Source organism: Streptomyces sp. NPDC096176, from assembly GCF_044763255.1.
Lineage (GTDB): Bacteria > Actinomycetota > Actinomycetes > Streptomycetales > Streptomycetaceae > Streptomyces.
This window is the reverse complement of sequence record NZ_JBIWFV010000002.1, coordinates 683,033-699,131: the sequence shown is the minus strand read 5'-3', so window position 1 is coordinate 699,131 and position 16,099 is coordinate 683,033. Positions and strand designations below refer to the sequence as shown.

At 70.3% G+C, this 16,099-nt stretch carries 16 protein-coding genes and 1 pseudogene; 9 read left to right on the top strand and 8 right to left on the bottom strand.

The window, feature by feature from the left end; all coding sequences use genetic code 11:
• Nucleotides 1–38: 38 nt before the first annotated feature.
• Nucleotides 39–1,052, top strand: a complete 1,014-nt coding sequence (locus tag ACIQ7Q_RS08445; protein WP_403857890.1) for an SAM-dependent methyltransferase — start codon at nucleotides 39–41, stop codon at nucleotides 1,050–1,052.
• Nucleotides 1,049–2,191 (top strand): NADH-quinone oxidoreductase subunit D, encoded by a 1,143-nt coding sequence (locus ACIQ7Q_RS08440; protein WP_403857888.1) that lies wholly within the window; start codon nucleotides 1,049–1,051, stop codon nucleotides 2,189–2,191. Before ACIQ7Q_RS08445 ends, ACIQ7Q_RS08440 begins: the two co-directional genes overlap by 4 nt.
• Before the next feature lie 197 nt (nucleotides 2,192–2,388).
• Here ACIQ7Q_RS08440 and ACIQ7Q_RS08435 read toward each other — a convergent pair whose 3' ends face one another.
• The 4 genes from ACIQ7Q_RS08435 to ACIQ7Q_RS08420 form a co-directional block, all read right to left on the bottom strand.
• A complete protein-coding gene (locus ACIQ7Q_RS08435; protein WP_403857886.1) occupies nucleotides 2,389–3,513 on the bottom strand; it encodes a hypothetical protein in 1,125 nt (374 codons plus the stop codon).
• Between the two features lie 83 nt (nucleotides 3,514–3,596).
• Nucleotides 3,597–4,574 carry an ABC transporter substrate-binding protein gene (locus tag ACIQ7Q_RS08430; protein WP_403857884.1) on the bottom strand — a complete coding sequence of 326 codons (978 nt, stop codon included), beginning with the start codon at nucleotides 4,572–4,574 and terminating at the stop codon, nucleotides 3,597–3,599.
• A gap of 59 nt (nucleotides 4,575–4,633) precedes the next feature.
• Entirely contained in the window at nucleotides 4,634–5,314 is a 681-nt protein-coding gene (locus ACIQ7Q_RS08425; RefSeq protein ID WP_403857882.1) for an ABC transporter permease, read from the bottom strand.
• Nucleotides 5,314–6,027 (bottom strand): ABC transporter permease, encoded by a 714-nt coding sequence (locus ACIQ7Q_RS08420; RefSeq protein ID WP_403857880.1) that lies wholly within the window; start codon nucleotides 6,025–6,027, stop codon nucleotides 5,314–5,316. Before ACIQ7Q_RS08420 ends, ACIQ7Q_RS08425 begins: the two co-directional genes overlap by 1 nt.
• Before the next feature lie 128 nt (nucleotides 6,028–6,155).
• On the opposite strand from ACIQ7Q_RS08420, the gene ACIQ7Q_RS08415 reads away from it, so the two are divergent.
• Nucleotides 6,156–7,328, top strand: coding sequence for an ABC transporter ATP-binding protein (locus ACIQ7Q_RS08415; protein ID WP_403857878.1), 1,173 nt, complete (start codon nucleotides 6,156–6,158; stop codon nucleotides 7,326–7,328).
• On the opposite strand, the pseudogene ACIQ7Q_RS08410 reads toward ACIQ7Q_RS08415, so the two are convergent.
• Nucleotides 7,315–7,527 (bottom strand): annotated as a pseudogene (locus ACIQ7Q_RS08410) (esterase); the annotation flags it as partial. The gene ACIQ7Q_RS08415 and the pseudogene ACIQ7Q_RS08410 sit on opposite strands and share 14 nt — an antisense overlap.
• A 308-nt stretch (nucleotides 7,528–7,835) precedes the next feature.
• Between ACIQ7Q_RS08410 and ACIQ7Q_RS08405 the strand changes: the two are divergent.
• The 6 genes from ACIQ7Q_RS08405 (at nucleotide 7,836) to ACIQ7Q_RS08380 (ending at nucleotide 12,871) form a co-directional block, all read left to right on the top strand.
• Nucleotides 7,836–9,725 (top strand): phosphatidylglycerol lysyltransferase domain-containing protein, encoded by a 1,890-nt coding sequence (locus tag ACIQ7Q_RS08405; RefSeq protein WP_403857876.1) that lies wholly within the window; start codon nucleotides 7,836–7,838, stop codon nucleotides 9,723–9,725.
• Nucleotides 9,726–9,887: 162 nt separating this feature from the next.
• The gene (folP, locus tag ACIQ7Q_RS08400; protein ID WP_403857873.1) at nucleotides 9,888–10,745 is read left to right on the top strand and encodes a dihydropteroate synthase; all 858 of its coding nucleotides are present in this window, start codon (nucleotides 9,888–9,890) and stop codon (nucleotides 10,743–10,745) included.
• Nucleotides 10,742–11,188 carry a nuclear transport factor 2 family protein gene (locus ACIQ7Q_RS08395; RefSeq protein ID WP_403857871.1) on the top strand — a complete coding sequence of 149 codons (447 nt, stop codon included), beginning with the start codon at nucleotides 10,742–10,744 and terminating at the stop codon, nucleotides 11,186–11,188. The genes folP and ACIQ7Q_RS08395 overlap by 4 nt, the downstream gene beginning before the upstream one ends.
• Before the next feature lie 189 nt (nucleotides 11,189–11,377).
• Nucleotides 11,378–11,737, top strand: a complete 360-nt coding sequence (gene folB, locus ACIQ7Q_RS08390) for a dihydroneopterin aldolase (RefSeq protein ID WP_403857870.1) — start codon at nucleotides 11,378–11,380, stop codon at nucleotides 11,735–11,737.
• Nucleotides 11,734–12,333, top strand: a complete 600-nt coding sequence (gene folK / locus ACIQ7Q_RS08385; protein WP_403857868.1) for a 2-amino-4-hydroxy-6-hydroxymethyldihydropteridine diphosphokinase — start codon at nucleotides 11,734–11,736, stop codon at nucleotides 12,331–12,333. Before folB ends, folK begins: the two co-directional genes overlap by 4 nt.
• A 55-nt stretch (nucleotides 12,334–12,388) precedes the next feature.
• On the top strand, nucleotides 12,389–12,871 hold the full coding sequence (locus ACIQ7Q_RS08380) for a DUF3180 domain-containing protein (RefSeq protein WP_356633993.1): 483 nt from the start codon (nucleotides 12,389–12,391) through the stop codon (nucleotides 12,869–12,871).
• A 76-nt stretch (nucleotides 12,872–12,947) separates the two neighbouring features.
• Here the strand turns inward: ACIQ7Q_RS08380 and ACIQ7Q_RS08375 are convergent, their stop codons facing one another.
• From ACIQ7Q_RS08375 to ftsH, 3 genes are all read right to left on the bottom strand, one after another.
• Nucleotides 12,948–13,232 (bottom strand): aldo/keto reductase, encoded by a 285-nt coding sequence (locus ACIQ7Q_RS08375; protein ID WP_403857866.1) that lies wholly within the window; start codon nucleotides 13,230–13,232, stop codon nucleotides 12,948–12,950.
• A gap of 75 nt (nucleotides 13,233–13,307) precedes the next feature.
• Entirely contained in the window at nucleotides 13,308–13,913 is a 606-nt protein-coding gene (gene folE / locus ACIQ7Q_RS08370) for a GTP cyclohydrolase I FolE (RefSeq protein WP_403858019.1), read from the bottom strand.
• 115 nt (nucleotides 13,914–14,028) lie between these two features.
• Nucleotides 14,029–16,062: an ATP-dependent zinc metalloprotease FtsH gene (ftsH, locus tag ACIQ7Q_RS08365; protein ID WP_403857864.1), complete on the bottom strand. Its 2,034-nt coding sequence runs from the start codon at nucleotides 16,060–16,062 to the stop codon at nucleotides 14,029–14,031.
• Between the last annotated feature and the right edge of the window lie 37 nt (nucleotides 16,063–16,099).

Here is a 16,099-nt window from a genome sequence, read left to right as displayed (position 1 = left end):
GAGCGGAGGCCTACTCCGCAAGGTGGAGACTTGTGACCGTGACGGATGACAACGGTGAATGGCGGGGGTGGCGGACCGCGGCCGGGACCGCCCTTTACGGGCCCGGCGGCTTCTATCTCCGGCCCGAGGGCCCGGCGGGGCACTTCCGCACCTCCGTCCACGCGTCGCCCCTGTTCGCCGCCGCTGTCGCCCGGCTCCTCACCACCACGGCCGAGTCGCTGGGACTCGAGGAACCGGCCCTGATCGACATGGGAGCGGGCCGCGGCGAGCTGTTGACGGGCGTGCTCGCCGCTTTGCCGCCCGGCTTCCCGGTCCGCGCCCACGCCGTCGAGCACGCGGCCCGGCCCCCCGGGCTCGACCCGCGTATCGCATGGGCCGCCGAGGCGCCTCGGGATACGAGTGGGCTGCTGTTCGCGAACGAGTGGCTCGACAACGTGCCCGTCGACATCGCGGAGATGGACGCGGAGGGTGTCGTCCGCCGTGTACTGGTGCGCGAGGACGGCGAGGAGCGCCTGGGCGAGGAGGTCACGGGGATGGACGCCGAGTGGCTCGCCCGCTGGTGGCCGCTGACGGAACCGGGGACGCGGGCGGAGATCGGCCGACCCCGGGACGAGGCGTGGACGACGGTGGCGGGGGGGCTGGACGCTGGGCTGGCGGTCGCCGTGGACTACGCGCACACAAGGGAGGCACGGCCGCCCTTCGGAACGCTGACGGGCTTTCGCGAGGGGCGCGAGGTACGCCCGGCCCCGGACGGACGCTGCGACATCACGGCCCATGTGGCGCTGGACTCCGTCGCGGCGGCGGCTGGGGGTTCCGCGCCCGCGGGCTCCGCGGACCGCGTCGAACTCGTCCCACAGCGGGAGGCCCTGCGGCGGCTCGGGGTTGTTTCCGAGCGGCCGCCGCTCGCCATGGCGTCCTCCGACCCCGCCGGATACGTCCGAGCCCTGTCCCGGGCCGGAGAGGCCGCGGAGCTGACCGCCAGAGGCGGACTGGGCGACTTCACCTGGCTCATACAGCGGGTGGGACCACCTCTGAGAGACTGTGCTGCATGACGGAGACGACGGTCGGCATCGGGGGCGCGGCGGAAAGCACCGACATGGTGCTCAACATCGGGCCGCAGCACCCTTCGACGCACGGCGTCCTCCGCCTGCGCCTGGTACTGGACGGTGAGCGGATCCAGCACGCCGAGCCGATCGTCGGCTACATGCACCGCGGCGCGGAGAAGCTCTTCGAGGCACGCGACTACCGGCAGATCGTGGTGCTGGCCAACCGGCACGACTGGCTGTCCGCGTTCTCCAACGAGCTCGGCGTCGTCATGGCCGTCGAGCGGATGCTCGGCATGGAGGTCCCGGAGCGCGCGGTCTGGTGCCGTACGCTCCTGGCCGAGCTGAACCGGGTGCTCAACCACCTGATGTTCCTCGGCTCCTACCCCCTGGAACTGGGCGGGATCACCCCCGTCTTCTACGCCTTCCGCGAGCGGGAAGAGCTGCAGGCGGTGATGGAGGAGATCTCCGGCGGCCGGATGCACTACATGTTCAACCGGGTCGGCGGCCTCAAGGAGGACCTCCCTGCCGGCTGGCTCGGCCGGGCCCGGCACGCGGTCGCCGACGTGCGCTCACGCATGGACGTGTACGACCGGCTGGTCCTCGGCAACGAGATCTTCCGCGGCCGGACCCGGGGCGTCGGCGCGCTCCCGGCGGAGTCGGTGCACGCCTACGGAGTGAGCGGCCCCATCGCCAGGGCCTCCGGTGTCGACTTCGACCTGCGGCGCGACGAGCCGTACCTGGCCTACGCCGAGCTGCAGGACACCCTGAAGGTGGTCACCCGGCAGGAAGGCGACTGCCTGGCCCGCTTCGAGGTACTTCTGGAGCAGACGCACAACGCGCTGGACCTCGCGGACGCCTGCCTCGACCGGATCGCGGACCTGCCGCCGGGGCCGATCAACCAGCGGCTCCCGAAGGTCCTCAAGGCACCGGAGGGCCACACCTACGCCTGGACCGAGAACCCGCTCGGTATCAACGGCTACTACCTGGTCTCCAAGGGCGACAAGACCCCGTACCGCCTCAAGCTGCGCTCGGCCTCGTACAACAACATCCAGGCGCTCGCCGTGCTGCTGCCGGGGACGCTGGTCGCCGACATGGTCGCGATCCTGGGATCACTGTTCTTCGTCGTCGGCGACATCGACAAGTGACCGCCGAGCGGTCGAGCTCCGGCCGGCCGCTGATCAGCAACCGACCGGCAGACGGGCGGACCCGCAGATCCGTAGACCGGCGGCGCGGCGACCGGGCAGAACCGCGAACCGGCGGCGCGGCGGACCCGCCGGCCCGCCCGCGGACCCGCAGATCCGCCCGCAGACCCGCAGATCCGCCCGCGGACCCGCGGGGACCGCTACGAGATCGCGCTGCGCAGCTCCGCGACGTCCACCTGTTCCGTCTCGTCGTGCACGGTCAGATCGATGACCTTGCCGACTCCGCGGTGGCCATCGGTGCGCTGCGCCGCAAGGGCTTCCTCGCCCACGACGTCGGCGAGATCCTCGTGCTGCACGGCCTCGATGGCCCTCTGTGTGCCGGGCGCCGCGATGGCCTTGAGCGCACCGGTGCCGTCGACGGCCTCGGCGTCGTTGCCTGCGGCACCGCCGGCGCCGGAGTTGCCGTTGCCCGAAGCGCCCTTACCGTCACCGCCGTTGCCCGTGACGCTGTTGCCCGCGCCGCCGTTGCCGGTGCCGAAGAAGTCGAAGCCGCCCTCGGGCCGCTTCACACGGGAACGCTGCGGCCCGTAGGGGACGATCGCGGCAGCCGCGGGGACAGGACGGCGAGCGGGGAGGGCGGACGGCGGACGCACGTGCTGCTCGGTCCCGGCGCCCGCCGCGTGCTTCCCCTGCGGCTCGTCCGCCTCCTGGGCCCTCTCAGCGAGGTCCCTGCGGCGGGCTTCCTCCACGGTGCGCCGGGCTTCCTGCGCCGCGGCGTTGCGCGTCAGATCCTCAAGTGCCTTCGCGGCGCGCAGGTACGTCCCCGACGTGGGCGTGGACCCGGCGGGCGGCAGCTCCTTCGCCGGGGCAGCCGCCTCGATCGCGAGCTGCCTGCGGCCCTCGAGCGCGCTGGCCCGCTCCGTCTCCGCGTTCGCGTACCGGCGCAGCAGCGCCGCGTGTTCGTTGCGCAGCGCGGCGAGTTCGACCCGCTTGGCGCGCAGCTTGGCGTCCAGCTTGAGGCGCAGCTCGCGGGACTCCTCGACATCCGCCTCGAGCTCGGCTACGCGCTCCTCCGCCTTCCACTGGTCGCTCGCGCGGCCGCGCGTCAGCTCCGCGACCCTGCGCCCGGCGCTGCGGTCCCAACTGCGCATGAGAACGGCACCAGTGACGGCGGCCACCGCCGCGGCCGCGACCAGGGCACGGAGCACGACGGCATTTCCGACGAACCACGCGCCGGAGGCGCACAGTACCGCCGCTCCGGCGACTGCGGACGGCGGCAGCAGCTTGTGAAGGGGCGGGGAATGGCGGTGGCGTCCTCGTGGCATGGCCAGGAATTTACCGTGCGTAGACACCGAATGGGGTGTCGGCCCGGCAAATCTCTGGTCGAGAACGCCGGGCCGCCCCGCGACTACTTCTTCAGCAGCCCCTCGGACTGCAGATAGGCCTTCGCGACATCCTTGGGCTTCGCGCGTTCCGCGTCCACCTTGCGGTTCAACTCGGCGAGATCCTCGGTGCTCAGCACCTTGGTGAGCTTGGCGAGAGCATCGGCTATCTCCTTGCTCCCGGCGTCCTTCGCATTGACCACCGGGAGGACGTTGTCCGCGTTCTGGAGCTTCTTGTCGTCCTCGAGGACCACCAGGTCGTAGCTCGCCAGCGTGCCGTCGGTCGTGGAGGTGAGCACCACCTGGTCCTCGCCGTCCTTGACCGCCTGCTTGGCCTGCGGGGTCCCGACCCCCTTCGGGTCGATGCCTACCACGTCGATTCCGTAGGTCTTCTTGAGGCCCGGTGCGCAGAACGGCCGCACCTCGCACTCGTCGCCCGCCGCGATCTTCACCTTCAGCTTCGAGTCACCAAGATCGGAAAGAGTCTTGAGCTTGTTCTTCTCGGCGAATTCCTTCGAGACGGCGAAGGCGTTCTGGTCGACGGCCTCTCCGGCGGGCAGCACCTTCAGCCCCACGGCCTCCGCGAGCCCGGTGAGCGCCTCGACGGTCGACGCCACATCACCGGAGGCGACGGGCTTCTCCTCCGGCGCCTTCGGCCCGTTCGCCTTCGCGTTCAGGAATTCGGCGAGGGTCGCGGCGTATTCCGGTACGACGTCTATCTCGCCCTTCTCCAGCGAAGGTTCGTACAGCTCGCGGTTCTTCACCGTGGTGATCGACGTCTTGTACCCGGCGTCACCGAGCACCTGCGCGTAGAGCTCGGCGAGCACTTTGGACTCGGTGAAGGCGGCCGCCCCGACAACGAGCGTGCCTTTCTCACCGGAGCCGCTTCCGGACGAAGCGCTGCCCTTCTCCTGTTCGAGGGATTCACCGCCGCACGCGGCAAGAGAACCCGTCAGGGCCACCACGCCGAGTACCGCACCCGCCATGCGGGAGGTCTTGCTCATCAGGTTCTCCGTCCACTGCGATATCAAAAAGCGTCGTACGAGGGTTTCGGGCATCGCCGTCAGGCCGGTGACGGCACGGACTTGCGCAAGGGGCTCAGCAGCCGGTCGGCGGCCACCAGCACCCCCTCCACGAGCAGCGCCAGCAGCGCCGCGAGCAGCGCGCCCGCGACCACTTGCGGGGTGTCGTAGGTGTTGAATCCGGCGGTGATGATGCGGCCCAGCCCGCCCTGGCCGACCATCGAGGCGATCGTGGCCGTGGCCACCACCTGGACGGCGGCGGACCGCAGCCCGGTCATCAGCAGCGGATAGGCCAGGGGCAGCTCGACCCGCACGAAGAGCTGGCCGCCCGACATGCCCATTCCCCGCGCGGCCTCCACCACCGCCCGGTCGACCTCCCGCATGCCTACGTACGCGTTCGTCAGCAGCGGCGGTATGGCGAACAGCACCAACGCGATGATCGTCGGCGCGTAGCCGGCGCTGCGCAGCGGTGTGAGCATGAAGAGGGCGAGTACGGCGAAGACCGGGACGGCCCGGCCCGCATTGGAGATGTTGACCGCGAGGGCGCCGCCCTTGCCGATGTGCCCGAGCCACAGGGCGATCGGAAGGGCGATCACGCAGGCCAGCGCGAGGGCGACCCCGCTGACGTAGAGATGCTCGCCGAGCCGGTGCCAGGCGCCGCTCTCCCCGGACCAGTTGGAACCGGTGGTGAGCCAGGTCCACGCGCCTGTGACCACGCCCATCAGACCTTCGCCTCCGCCGTCCGTATGCGGGTCCAGGGCGTGAGCAGTCGCTGGGCGCCGAGCAGCAGCAGGTCGGCCACGGCAGCGAGCAGCACGCACAGCACGGACGCGGCCAACACCTGCGCCTTGAAGGTCGTCTGCACGCCGTCGTCGATCAGATTGCCCAGGCCGCCCTTGCCGACCAGCGCGCCCACCGTCGTCAGGGCGATCGTCGACACGGTCGCTATCCGTATCCCTGCCATCAACGCGGGTAGGGCGAGGGGCAGTTCCACTTCCCACAACATCCTGACCGGGCCGTAACCCATGCCGCGTGCGGCCTCACGCGCCTCCGCGGGGACCGCGTCGAGCCCCGCCATGATGTTCCGCACGAGGATGGTGAGGGAGTAGAGCACGAGCCCGGTCACCACCAGCGCGGCGGACAGACCGAAGAACGGCAGCAGCAGCGAGAACATGGCCAGCGAGGGAATCGTGTAGAGCAGGGTGGTGAGCCCCAGCACGGGGCCGGCGAACCGCGGCCGGCTGCGGGCGAGGAGCGCCACCGGGAAGGCGACGGCCAGCCCGATCAGCACCGACGCGACCGTGATCCAGACGTGCTGGAGGGTCGCCTCGGTCAATTCCTGGCTGCGGGTGCGGAGATACTCGCCGCAGATCCAGTCGTTCGCCGCGAGACAGCTCTCCGCGGCCTGCTCCGTGACCTTCCACCCCGGACTCATCCACCCCCACCTCCCCGATTGCCCCGAACGTATGTCTGGCGACCCTATCCCCGACCACTGACAATCCCCCAGGACCGCCACATTGCAGCAACATGGCTTTCACACAACACCCGTCACAATGGGGAGCCATGATCCGATTCGAGCACGTCACCAAGCGGTACCCGGACGGCACCACGGCCGTGGACGACCTCTCCTTCGAGGTTGCCGAGGGTGAACTGGTCACGCTCGTCGGACCGTCCGGCTGCGGCAAGACCACCACGATGAAGATGGTCAACCGACTCATAGAGCCGAGCAGCGGCCGGATATCCGTGGACGGCCAGGACATCGCGGACGCCGACCCCGTCGAACTGCGCCGCCGTATCGGCTATGTGATCCAGCAGGTCGGACTCTTTCCGCACAAGACGGTCCTGGAGAACACCGCGACCGTGCCCCACCTCCTCGGTGTCAAGCGCTCCAAGAGCCGTGAGCGGGCCGCCGAGCTTCTCGACCTGGTGGGCCTCGACCCGTCCGTGTACGGCGACCGCTACCCCGAGCAGCTCTCCGGCGGCCAGCGCCAGCGCGTGGGTGTGGCCAGGGCGCTGGCGGCCGATCCGCCCGTGCTGCTGATGGACGAACCCTTCGGCGCGGTCGATCCGGTCGTGCGCGGCCATCTGCAGAACGAATTCCTGAAACTACAGTCCCAGGTCCGCAAGACGGTCCTCTTCGTCACCCATGACATCGAGGAGGCCGTGCGCCTCGGGGACCGTATCGCCGTCTACGGCCAGGGCAGGATCGAGCAGTTCGACGCGCCCGCCGCGGTCCTCGGCGCCCCCGCCACCCCGTACGTGGCCGACTTCGTCGGCGCCGACCGCGGGCTCAAGCGGCTGTCCGTCACACCCATCGAGCCGGCAGACCTCGAGCAGCCGCCGGTCGTCCACCTCGACGACCCCTTGCCGCGCGACCTCGGCTCCCGGTGGGCCGTCGTTCTGGACGCGGAGGACAACCTGCACGGATGGATCTCCGCCGAACGGGCCCAGGGCCACGGCTCGGTGCGCGACCATGCCCGCCGGATGGAGGCCTGGCTGCCGGTCGGCGCCTCGCTCAAGCAGGCGTTCGCCACCATGCTCCAGCACGACGCGGGCTGGATCGCGGTGATCGACGAAGAGGAGACCGGAAGGTTCCTCGGCGTCCTCACACCGGCCGGGCTGCACGAGGCGCTGCGACGTTCGATCGACGCGGACGCCCAGGACATCGCCCGCACGGAGGTCGCCCTGGAGTCCATCGCGACGGCGGCGCCGGCGGTCACCGTCAAGAAGCGCTGAGCCGACCGCCGAGCCACTCCAGGGCGGGCGGGATCTCGCGCCGCCAGGTGTTGAAGTTGTGCCCGCCGCTGTCCAGCACGATCGACGACACCCGCGTCGGCGCCTTCACCTTCCTGATGAAGGCCCGCGTCCCCGCGAGGTTTCCCTCGCCCTGCCGGGAGGTCTCGCCCTGCCGGGAGGTGGTGACGAGGAACGACGACTTGCGAACAGCGACAGCTGCGTCGCGAGCAGCAGACCGACCCGTCCGGCCACCGCGCGCCGACCACCACCCGCCGGCCGCGGCCACAGCCGAACGGTGGCGGCGAACAGCAGCACCGCTGCCGAGGCGGCGAAGGCCAGGACTTTGTCACTGGTCGGACCCATGAGTCGCATGTGCCCTCTGCGTCGGGGAATCTCCGGGACGAATGAACCCGCCTCCCCCAAGTCCCGTCCTAGAGAGCGCAAATCGTCCGGGCCGACCGACCTGAGGCCTTGGACACGGGATCTCATCCGGAGTCACGGGAAGCGATGTCTGCAACAGTAGATGGGGACAAATCAGGATTGGTTCCGAATAGGGCACCGGGCGGGGCCGCTGGGCGGCGGCGGCCGGACCGGATACCGGCTCGGGTCCGCCGCCTGCTGCGCGGCCCCCGTCCCGAGACGGTTCCGGGCCTGGTGGGCACCGCGTGCACCTTCGTGGGACTCATCGACATCGCGGCCGGGGTCTTTCCCCGCTTCCGGCACAGCCGGATGCACACCATCGTCGAAGTGATGCCCGGCACCACCGGGCCGTTCGCCGCCGCGCTCTCCCTGAGCGCGGGCATGCTGCTGCTCCTCCTCGCGCACGGCATCAAGCGTCACAAGCGCCGTGCCTGGCGGGCCGCCGTGATCCTGCTGCCCGCCGGAGCCGTCGCGCAGTTCGCCTACCGGCACTCCGTCGTCGGAACGCTGCTGTCCCTGGCCCTTCTGGCCCTGCTGCTGCGCCACCGGGCGGAGTTCGCCGCCCTGCCCGACCCGCGCAGCCGCTGGCGGGCGCTCGCCAACTTCGTTCTCATGGCCGCCGGTTCGCTCGTGGTCGGCCTGATCGTCGTCAGCGCCCATCCCGGCAAGATCGTCGGCAGCCCGGGCCTCACCGACCGTCTGGAGCATGTGTTCTACGGGCTCTTCGGCTTCGAGGGCCCGGTCAGGTACGCCGACGGCGTCTCCTGGACCGTGGGCTACTGCCTCGGCGCCCTCGGCCTGCTGACCGCCGTCACCACCGTCTACTTCGCCTTCCGCCCCGAACACCCGGCCGCCCGCCTGACCGAGGAGGACGAACACCGGCTGCGCGAGCTGCTCGCCGTCCACGGCGGCCGTGACTCGCTCGGCCACTTCGCACTCCGCCGCGACAAGGGCGTCGTCTTCTCCCCCAGCGGCAAGGCCGCCGTCTGCTACCGCGTCGTCTCCGGCGTGATGCTCGCCGGCGGCGACCCCATCGGCGACGTCGAGGCCTGGCCCGGCGCCATCGAACGCTTCATGGACGAGGCCAGGGCGCACTCCTGGACCCCGGCGGTGATGGGGTGCTCCGAGACCGGTGGCGAGGTCTGGACCCGTGAGACCGGCCTCGACGCCCTGGAGCTCGGGGACGAGGCGGTGGTGGACGTCGCGGATTTCTCCTTGAGCGGGCGCGCCATGCGGAACGTGCGCCAGATGGTGAAGCGCATCGATCGCGCGGGCTACCGGACCCGGGTACGCCGTGCACGTGATCTCACACCCGAAGAGGTCGAACAGATCCGCGGAGCCGCGGCCCAATGGCGGGGCACGGACACGGAGCGCGGGTTCTCGATGGCCCTGGGCCGCATCGGCGATCCGGCGGACGGTGACGCGGTGATCGCCACCGCCCACAAGGCGGACGACAGCGGGAGCTCCCCGTACGGCGATCTGAAGGCGATCATCCACTTCGTCCCGTGGGGCACGGACGGCATGTCGCTGGAGCTGATGCGCCGCGACCGGACCGCCGACCCCGGTATGAACGAACTGCTCATCGTCGCCGCACTCCAGGCCGCGCCCGCCCTGGGGATCGACCGGGTGTCACTCAACTTCGCGATGTTCCGCTCGGCACTCGCCCGCGGCGAGAAGATCGGCGCCGGCCCGGTGCTGCGGATGTGGCGACGGCTGCTCGTCTTCCTCTCCCGGTGGTTCCAGATCGAGTCGCTGTACAAATTCAACGCCAAGTTCCGGCCCCGTTGGGAGCCCCGCTTCGTGGTGTTCCGGAACACCCGCGATCTGCCCCGTATCGGCTTCGCGGCGATGCAGGCCGAGGGCTTCGTCAACGTGGCGCTGCCCCGCCCCTTCGCCCGCCGGCGCCCCGCCCCCACTCCCCGGCCCTGCGCCCACCTCGCCCGTCACGTGGAAACGCACGAAGCCCGCGCGGCGTAGCGGGGGGCCGGACCGCCCCACCACCGCCGGGCGAGGCGACCTCCGCCCCGGCCGGCCTCGAGCACTCCTCCAGCCCGGCCCCGTTCCCGGACAAGCCACGGACGAGCCGCACCCGTGCGCGAGTGGCATGGGGGTCGGCCGTGCGGGCCTAGGCTTGGTCGCATGAGTACGTTGCGCGGACGGGGCACGGCCGACGGCCTGCCGGAGTGGGATCGCTGTGCGGTCATGGGAGTCGTCAATGTGACGCCGGACTCCTTCTCCGACGGCGGTCGCTGGTTCGACACCACGGCCGCGATCAAGCGGGGCCTCGACCTGGTCGCACAGGGCGCCGACCTCATCGACGTCGGCGGCGAGTCCACCCGCCCGGGCGCCAGCCGGGTCGACGAGGACGAGGAGCTGCGCCGGGTCGTCCCCGTCGTGCGTGGCCTCACGGCAGAGGGCGTCGTCGTCTCCGTCGACACCATGCGCGCCTCCGTCGCCGAGCAGGCGGTCGCGGCCGGAGCCGTACTGGTCAACGACGTGAGCGGCGGTCTCGCCGACCCCCGGATGATCCCGGCTGTCGGCGCCACCGACGCCCCGTTCGTGGTCATGCACTGGCGCGGCTTCAGCGAGGACATGAACAGCCGCGCCGTGTACGGAGACGTCGTCGCCGAAGTCGTCGCCGAACTGCGCCAGCGCATGGAGGCCGTCATCGAGGGCGGTGTCGCGCCCGAGCGCATTGTCATCGACCCCGGTCTCGGCTTCGCCAAGGAGGCCGAGCACGATCTCGCCCTCGTCGCGCACCTCGCCGAGCTGCGGGCGCTGGGCAGGCCGGTCCTGGTCGCCGCCTCCCGGAAGCGTTTCCTCGGCCGCGTACTGGCCGAGGACGGCACCCCGCCGCCTGCACGCGAGCGGGACGCGGCCACCGCCGCGGTCTCCGCCATCGCCGCCCACGAGGGCGCCTGGGCGGTCCGGGTCCATGAGGTACGGGCAACAGCCGACGCCGTGCGGGTCGCAAGGGCCGTCGAGGGAGCCCGGTGAGCCTGACCGACACGGAGCTCGTCGAGAAGGCCAACACCGCCTTCTACGAGACGATGGAGCGCGGAGACTTCGACGAGCTGTCCGCCCTGTGGCTCGACGAGGGCATCTCGTGCATCCACCCCGGCTGGCCGGTCCTGACCGGCCGCGGCGAGGTGCTCCGCTCGTACGCGCTGATCATGGCGAACACGGATTACATCCAGTTCTTCCTCACCGACGTCAAGGTGAACGTGGCCGGTGACACCGCACTGGTGACCTGCACGGAGAACATCCTCAGCGGCGGCCCCGCGGAGGACGGCGGCGAGCTCGGACCTCTCGTCGGACAGCTGGTCGTCGCCACGAACGTGTTCCGTCGCACATCGGACGGCTGGAAGATCTGGTCCCACCACGGGTCGCCCGTTCTGACGGAAACCGACACCGAAGAGGACGACAACAGCCCCTCGTAAGTGGGTATGGGCCCAGGGAGAGGTTCGGCGACACCTGTCCGCGGGTAGGCGCGGCTACCAGTCCATGTGGGCCCTCCTCGCCCCCGTGGGAACGACCTGTCGGTGCTCGCAGGTAGATTCGAATGTGGGCACCACGCCATCCGCATGTGGCCGCGTGCCCGCAGACCTACAGAAGCAGGAGTGATTCGCGTGGATCGTGTCGCGCTGCGCGGCCTCAAGGCCCGCGGGCACCACGGCGTCTTCCCCAAGGAGCGGGAAGAGGGCCAGACCTTCATCGTCGACCTGGTGCTCGGCCTGGACACCCGCCCCGCTGCGGCCGACGACGACCTGGCGAAGACCGTGCACTACGGCGTGGTGGCCGAGGAGGCCGTCGCCGTCGTCGAGGGCGACCCGGTCGACCTGATCGAGACGCTGGCGGAGCGGATCGCCCAGGTGTGTCTCAAGCACGACGGTGTCGAGGAGGTCGAGGTGGTGGTGCACAAGCCGGACGCCCCGATCACGGTGCCCTTCGACGACGTCACCATCACGATCACCCGGAGCCGAGTATGAACCAGGCAGCAAGCGACCCGACCGTGCAGCCGGTGCCGTCCTCCGTCACGGAGCAGGTCGATGCGGCCGACGTCACACTGTCCAACCCCAAGGACGCCGTGATCTCCCTCGGCTCCAACCTGGGCAACCGGCTGGAGACCCTCCAGGGCGCCATCGACGCCTTGGAGGACACCCCGGGCCTGCGGGTCAAAGCCGTCTCGCCCGTGTACGAGACGGAGCCATGGGGCGTCGCGCCCGGCAGCCAGCCCTCGTACTTCAACGCGGTGGTGGTCATCAGGACCACGCTGCCGCCGTCCTCCCTGCTGGAGCGCGGCCAGGCCATCGAGGAGGCCTTCCACCGGGTCCGCGAGGAGCACTGGGGCCCGCGCACGATCGACGTCGACATCGTGGCCTACGCGAACGTGGTCTCCGACGACCCCGTCCTCACGCTGCCGCACCCCCGCGCGCACCAGCGCGCGTTCGTGCTCGCTCCGTGGCACGACGTGGATCCCGAGGCGCAGCTGCTGGGCCACGGCGCCGTCGCCGAGCTCCTGGCCGGTGTGGGCGTCGGCGGCGTGCAGCCGCGCGCGGACCTGGAACTACGCCTGCCCGAGTAGTCGTTAGGCTCCTGCGGGACGATCTCGTACAGCGTGGTGAAGGGCGGCTTACTCGGTGAAGCAACTACGGCTCGGTGTACTGGCCGGTCTCTTCGCCGCGGCCGCGGTGCTGTCCTGGGGCGGGGCCCGCCTGTGGGACTCGCTGGGCACGCTGCCGAGCGTGCCGCTGGCCGCCCCCGTCGTACTGGCGGTGATCGCCGTCGTCCTCACCGCGACCGCGCTCTCGATCCGGTCCCGGCTGCGCGCCCAGCGTGAGCGCCGGCCGGGGGCCAAGGGGGTCGAACCTCTGATGGCGGCGCGTGCGGTGGTCTTCGGCCAGGCGAGCGCGCTGGTGGCGGCGCTGGTGAGCGGGATGTACGGCGGGACGGGTGTGTTCCTGCTGGGCTCCCTTGACGTCCCCGCCCGCCGTGACCAGGCGATCTACGCCGGGTTCTCGGTGGTGGCGGGCATCGCGGTCATCGCGGCGGCGATCTTCCTGGAGCGGGTGTGCAAGCTCCCGGAGGACGACGACGACAAGGACGCGACGGCTCCCGCGTAGAGCCGGGGGCCGTCGCCTCGCTCGTCCTGGTCGGTCGGTCACTCGCCCTGGGCGGTCAGAAAACCGGCTGCCCCCGTCAGAGGAGCGTGCCGCCCTCGACCTGCGTGGCACCAAGGATGGCCGTCAGCCGGTCCGGTACGTCCTGCGACAGCTCCACCCGGCCCGCCGCCAGGTTCTCCTCGATGCGCGCCGGCGTCCGACTGCCGGAAACAGGGACCGCATGCTCGTCGTGGTGCAGCAGCCACGCCGGCGCCGGCCGGGCCGGCGTGATCGACAGCTCCGCCGCGATGCCGCGCACCGGCGCGAACCGGTCGTTGTCGGCCTTCAGGTCGGCTGCGTGGTGGCGGGGCGCGTTCTGCACCGACTGCCCGCCGACGCACGGGCATTGATCAGACGGCCCCCACCGGTCGGCGCGCCCTTGGACGCCCCTGACCAGTCAGCGCGCCAGTATGAGGCTCATCGCCTCGGCTCGCGTCGTCGCGTCCCGCAGCTGGCCGCGCACCGCCGAGGTCGTCGTCTTCGCGCCCGGCTTGCGGATGCCTCGCAGCGACATGCACATGTGCTCGGCCTCGATCACGACGATCGCACCGCGCGCCTCGAGGATGCGCATGAGCGAGTCGGCTATCTGCGTGGTGAGCCGCTCCTGTACCTGCGGGCGCCGCGCGAACACGTCCACGAGCCGTGCGAGCTTGGACAGGCCCGTGATCTTCCCCGTCACCGACGGGATGTAGCCGACATGAGCCACGCCATGGAACGGCAGCAGATGATGCTCGCAGAACGAGACCAGTTCGATGTCCTTCACGAGGACCATCTCGTCGTGGCCCAGATCGAACGTCGTGGTCAGGACTTCCTCGGGCTCCTGCCGCATGCCCGAGAGGAGCTCCCGATACGCCCTCGCCACCCGCGCCGGCGTCTCCAGCAGGCCTTCGCGGTCCGGGTCCTCACCCACCGCGATGAGCAGCTCACGCACCGCGTTCTCCGCCCGCTTCTCATCGAAATCGGCGATAGAACGCTCGCCGTCCAGCGTCACCGGGTCGGTCATCTGTGCCTCGTTCCTGTGCTCCGACATGGCGTGAAACGCCGCACCTCCCAGGCTAGAACCTGGGAGGTGCGGCGTTCATTCCGGGGACGGTGGCCCACGGCGACATAGTGCCTGGTCAGGCCTCCGGACGCTCCTCGGGAACCGCCTCCGCGGACGCCTTGGTGACATCGGTCACCGTGGTGGCCGTCGGCGCCGTGCCGTTGGCCGCGCCGTTGGTGAGGGCGAGCTCCTTGGGCGAGAGGACCGGCGGACGCGTGGAGGGCGTGCGCCGGGACGAGCCGGTCCACGCCGGGCGGGCCGGACGCTTCACGATCGGGGCGAAGATCTCCGCGATCTCCTCCTTGCCGAGGGTCTCCCTCTCCAGCAGCTGGAGTACCAGGTTGTCGAGAACGTCGCGGTTCTCGACGAGGATCTCCCAGGCCTCGTTGTGCGCGGTCTCGATGAGCTTCTTGACCTCTTCGTCGACCAGCGCCGCGACCTCTTCCGAGTAGTCGCGCTGGTGGCCCATCTCGCGGCCCAGGAACGGCTCGGTGTTGTCGCCGCCGAACTTGATCGCGCCGAGCCGCTCGGTCATGCCGTACTGCGTGACCATCGCGCGGGCCGTGGCAGTGGCCTTCTCGATGTCGTTGGCGGCGCCGGTGGTCGGGTCGTGGAAGACCAGCTCCTCGGCCGCGCGGCCGCCCAGCATGTACGCCAGCTGGTCGAGCATCTCGTTGCGCGTGGTCGAGTACTTGTCCTCCTCCGGGAGCACCATCGTGTAACCGAGGGCCCGGCCGCGGGACAGGATCGTGATCTTGTGGACCGGGTCGGAGTTGGGCGAAGCCGCCGCGACCAGGGCGTGTCCGCCCTCGTGGTACGCGGTGATCTTCTTCTCCTTGTCGGACATGATCCGGGTCCGCTTCTGCGGGCCCGCCACGACGCGGTCGATCGCCTCGTCCAGGAAGTGGTTGTCGATCAGCTTCTTGTCGCTGCGCGCGGTGAGCAGCGCGGCTTCGTTCAGCACGTTCGACAGGTCGGCGCCGGTGAAGCCGGGCGTACGACGGGCGACGGCGCCCAGGTCGACGTCCGGGGCGACCGGCTTGCCCTTCTGGTGGACCTTGAGGATCTCCAGACGGCCCTGCATGTCCGGACGGTCGACCGCGATCTGCCGGTCGAAGCGGCCCGGGCGCAACAGCGCCGGGTCGAGGATGTCGGGCCGGTTCGTGGCGGCGATCAGGATGACGCCGCCCTTCACGTCGAAGCCGTCCATCTCGACGAGCAGCTGGTTCAGCGTCTGCTCGCGCTCGTCGTGGCCGCCGCCGAGGCCCGCGCCGCGGTGCCGGCCGACGGCGTCGATCTCATCGACGAAGACGATCGCCGGGGCGTTCGCCTTGGCCTGCTCGAAGAGGTCACGGACTCGGGAGGCACCGACACCGACGAACATCTCGACGAAGTCGGAACCGGAGATCGAGTAGAACGGGACGCCCGCCTCGCCGGCGACGGCGCGTGCGAGCAGCGTCTTGCCCGTGCCGGGCGGGCCGTAGAGCAGCACGCCCTTCGGGATCTTGGCGCCGACGGCCTGGAACTTGGCCGGCTCCTGCAGGAACTCCTTGATCTCGTGGAGCTCCTCTACCGCCTCGTCGGACCCCGCCACGTCGGAGAAGGTCGTCTTGGGGGTGTCCTTGGTGATCAGCTTGGCCTTGGACTTCCCGAAGTTCATGACTCGGGAGCCGCCGCCCTGCATCTGGTTCATCAGGAAGAGGAAGACCACGACGATCAGCACGAACGGCAGGAGGGACAGCAGAACCGAGACGAACGGGCTCTGCTTGGACGGCGCGACCGTGTAGCCCTTCTCGATCTCGCCGGCCTGGAATTTCTCCTGCAGCTTGTCGGCCAGGTCGGCGCCCTGCGTGCCGATGTAACTGGCCTGAACCTTGCTGCTGTTGTCGACCTTCTGGTTTTCCTTGAGCTCGATCTTGATGATCTGCTCGTCGCCAGTGGTCAGCTTTGCCTGCTTGACCTGGTCCTTGTCGATCGCCTGGACGACCTCGCCGGTGTCCACCGTCTTGTAGCCACCGGACGAGCCGACAACCTGCATCAGCACGACCACGGCGAGGACGGCCAGCACGATCCACATGACCGGCCCACGGAAGTATCGCTTCACGTCCATCCATACGGAGCGGTGTCGCTCCGTCCCTCCTGCCCGT

What these genes read in the sequence shown, in the direction of transcription:
- ACIQ7Q_RS08415 (WP_403857878.1), top strand. Translation starts at nt 6,156, where the DNA reads ATGATCCGATTCGAGCACGTCACCAAGCGGTACCCGGACGGCACCACG.
- ACIQ7Q_RS08435 (WP_403857886.1), bottom strand. Translation starts at nt 3,513, where the DNA reads ATGCCACGAGGACGCCACCGCCATTCCCCGCCCCTTCACAAGCTGCTG.
- ACIQ7Q_RS08405 (WP_403857876.1), top strand. Translation starts at nt 7,836, where the DNA reads ATGTCTGCAACAGTAGATGGGGACAAATCAGGATTGGTTCCGAATAGG.
- ACIQ7Q_RS08430 (WP_403857884.1), bottom strand. Translation starts at nt 4,574, where the DNA reads ATGAGCAAGACCTCCCGCATGGCGGGTGCGGTACTCGGCGTGGTGGCC.
- folK (WP_403857868.1), top strand. Translation starts at nt 11,734, where the DNA reads ATGAACCAGGCAGCAAGCGACCCGACCGTGCAGCCGGTGCCGTCCTCC.
- ACIQ7Q_RS08420 (WP_403857880.1), bottom strand. Translation starts at nt 6,027, where the DNA reads ATGAGTCCGGGGTGGAAGGTCACGGAGCAGGCCGCGGAGAGCTGTCTC.
- folE (WP_403858019.1), bottom strand. Translation starts at nt 13,913, where the DNA reads ATGACCGACCCGGTGACGCTGGACGGCGAGCGTTCTATCGCCGATTTC.
- ftsH (WP_403857864.1), bottom strand. Translation starts at nt 16,062, where the DNA reads ATGGACGTGAAGCGATACTTCCGTGGGCCGGTCATGTGGATCGTGCTG.
- folP (WP_403857873.1), top strand. Translation starts at nt 9,888, where the DNA reads ATGAGTACGTTGCGCGGACGGGGCACGGCCGACGGCCTGCCGGAGTGG.
- ACIQ7Q_RS08440 (WP_403857888.1), top strand. Translation starts at nt 1,049, where the DNA reads ATGACGGAGACGACGGTCGGCATCGGGGGCGCGGCGGAAAGCACCGAC.
- ACIQ7Q_RS08425 (WP_403857882.1), bottom strand. Translation starts at nt 5,314, where the DNA reads ATGGGCGTGGTCACAGGCGCGTGGACCTGGCTCACCACCGGTTCCAAC.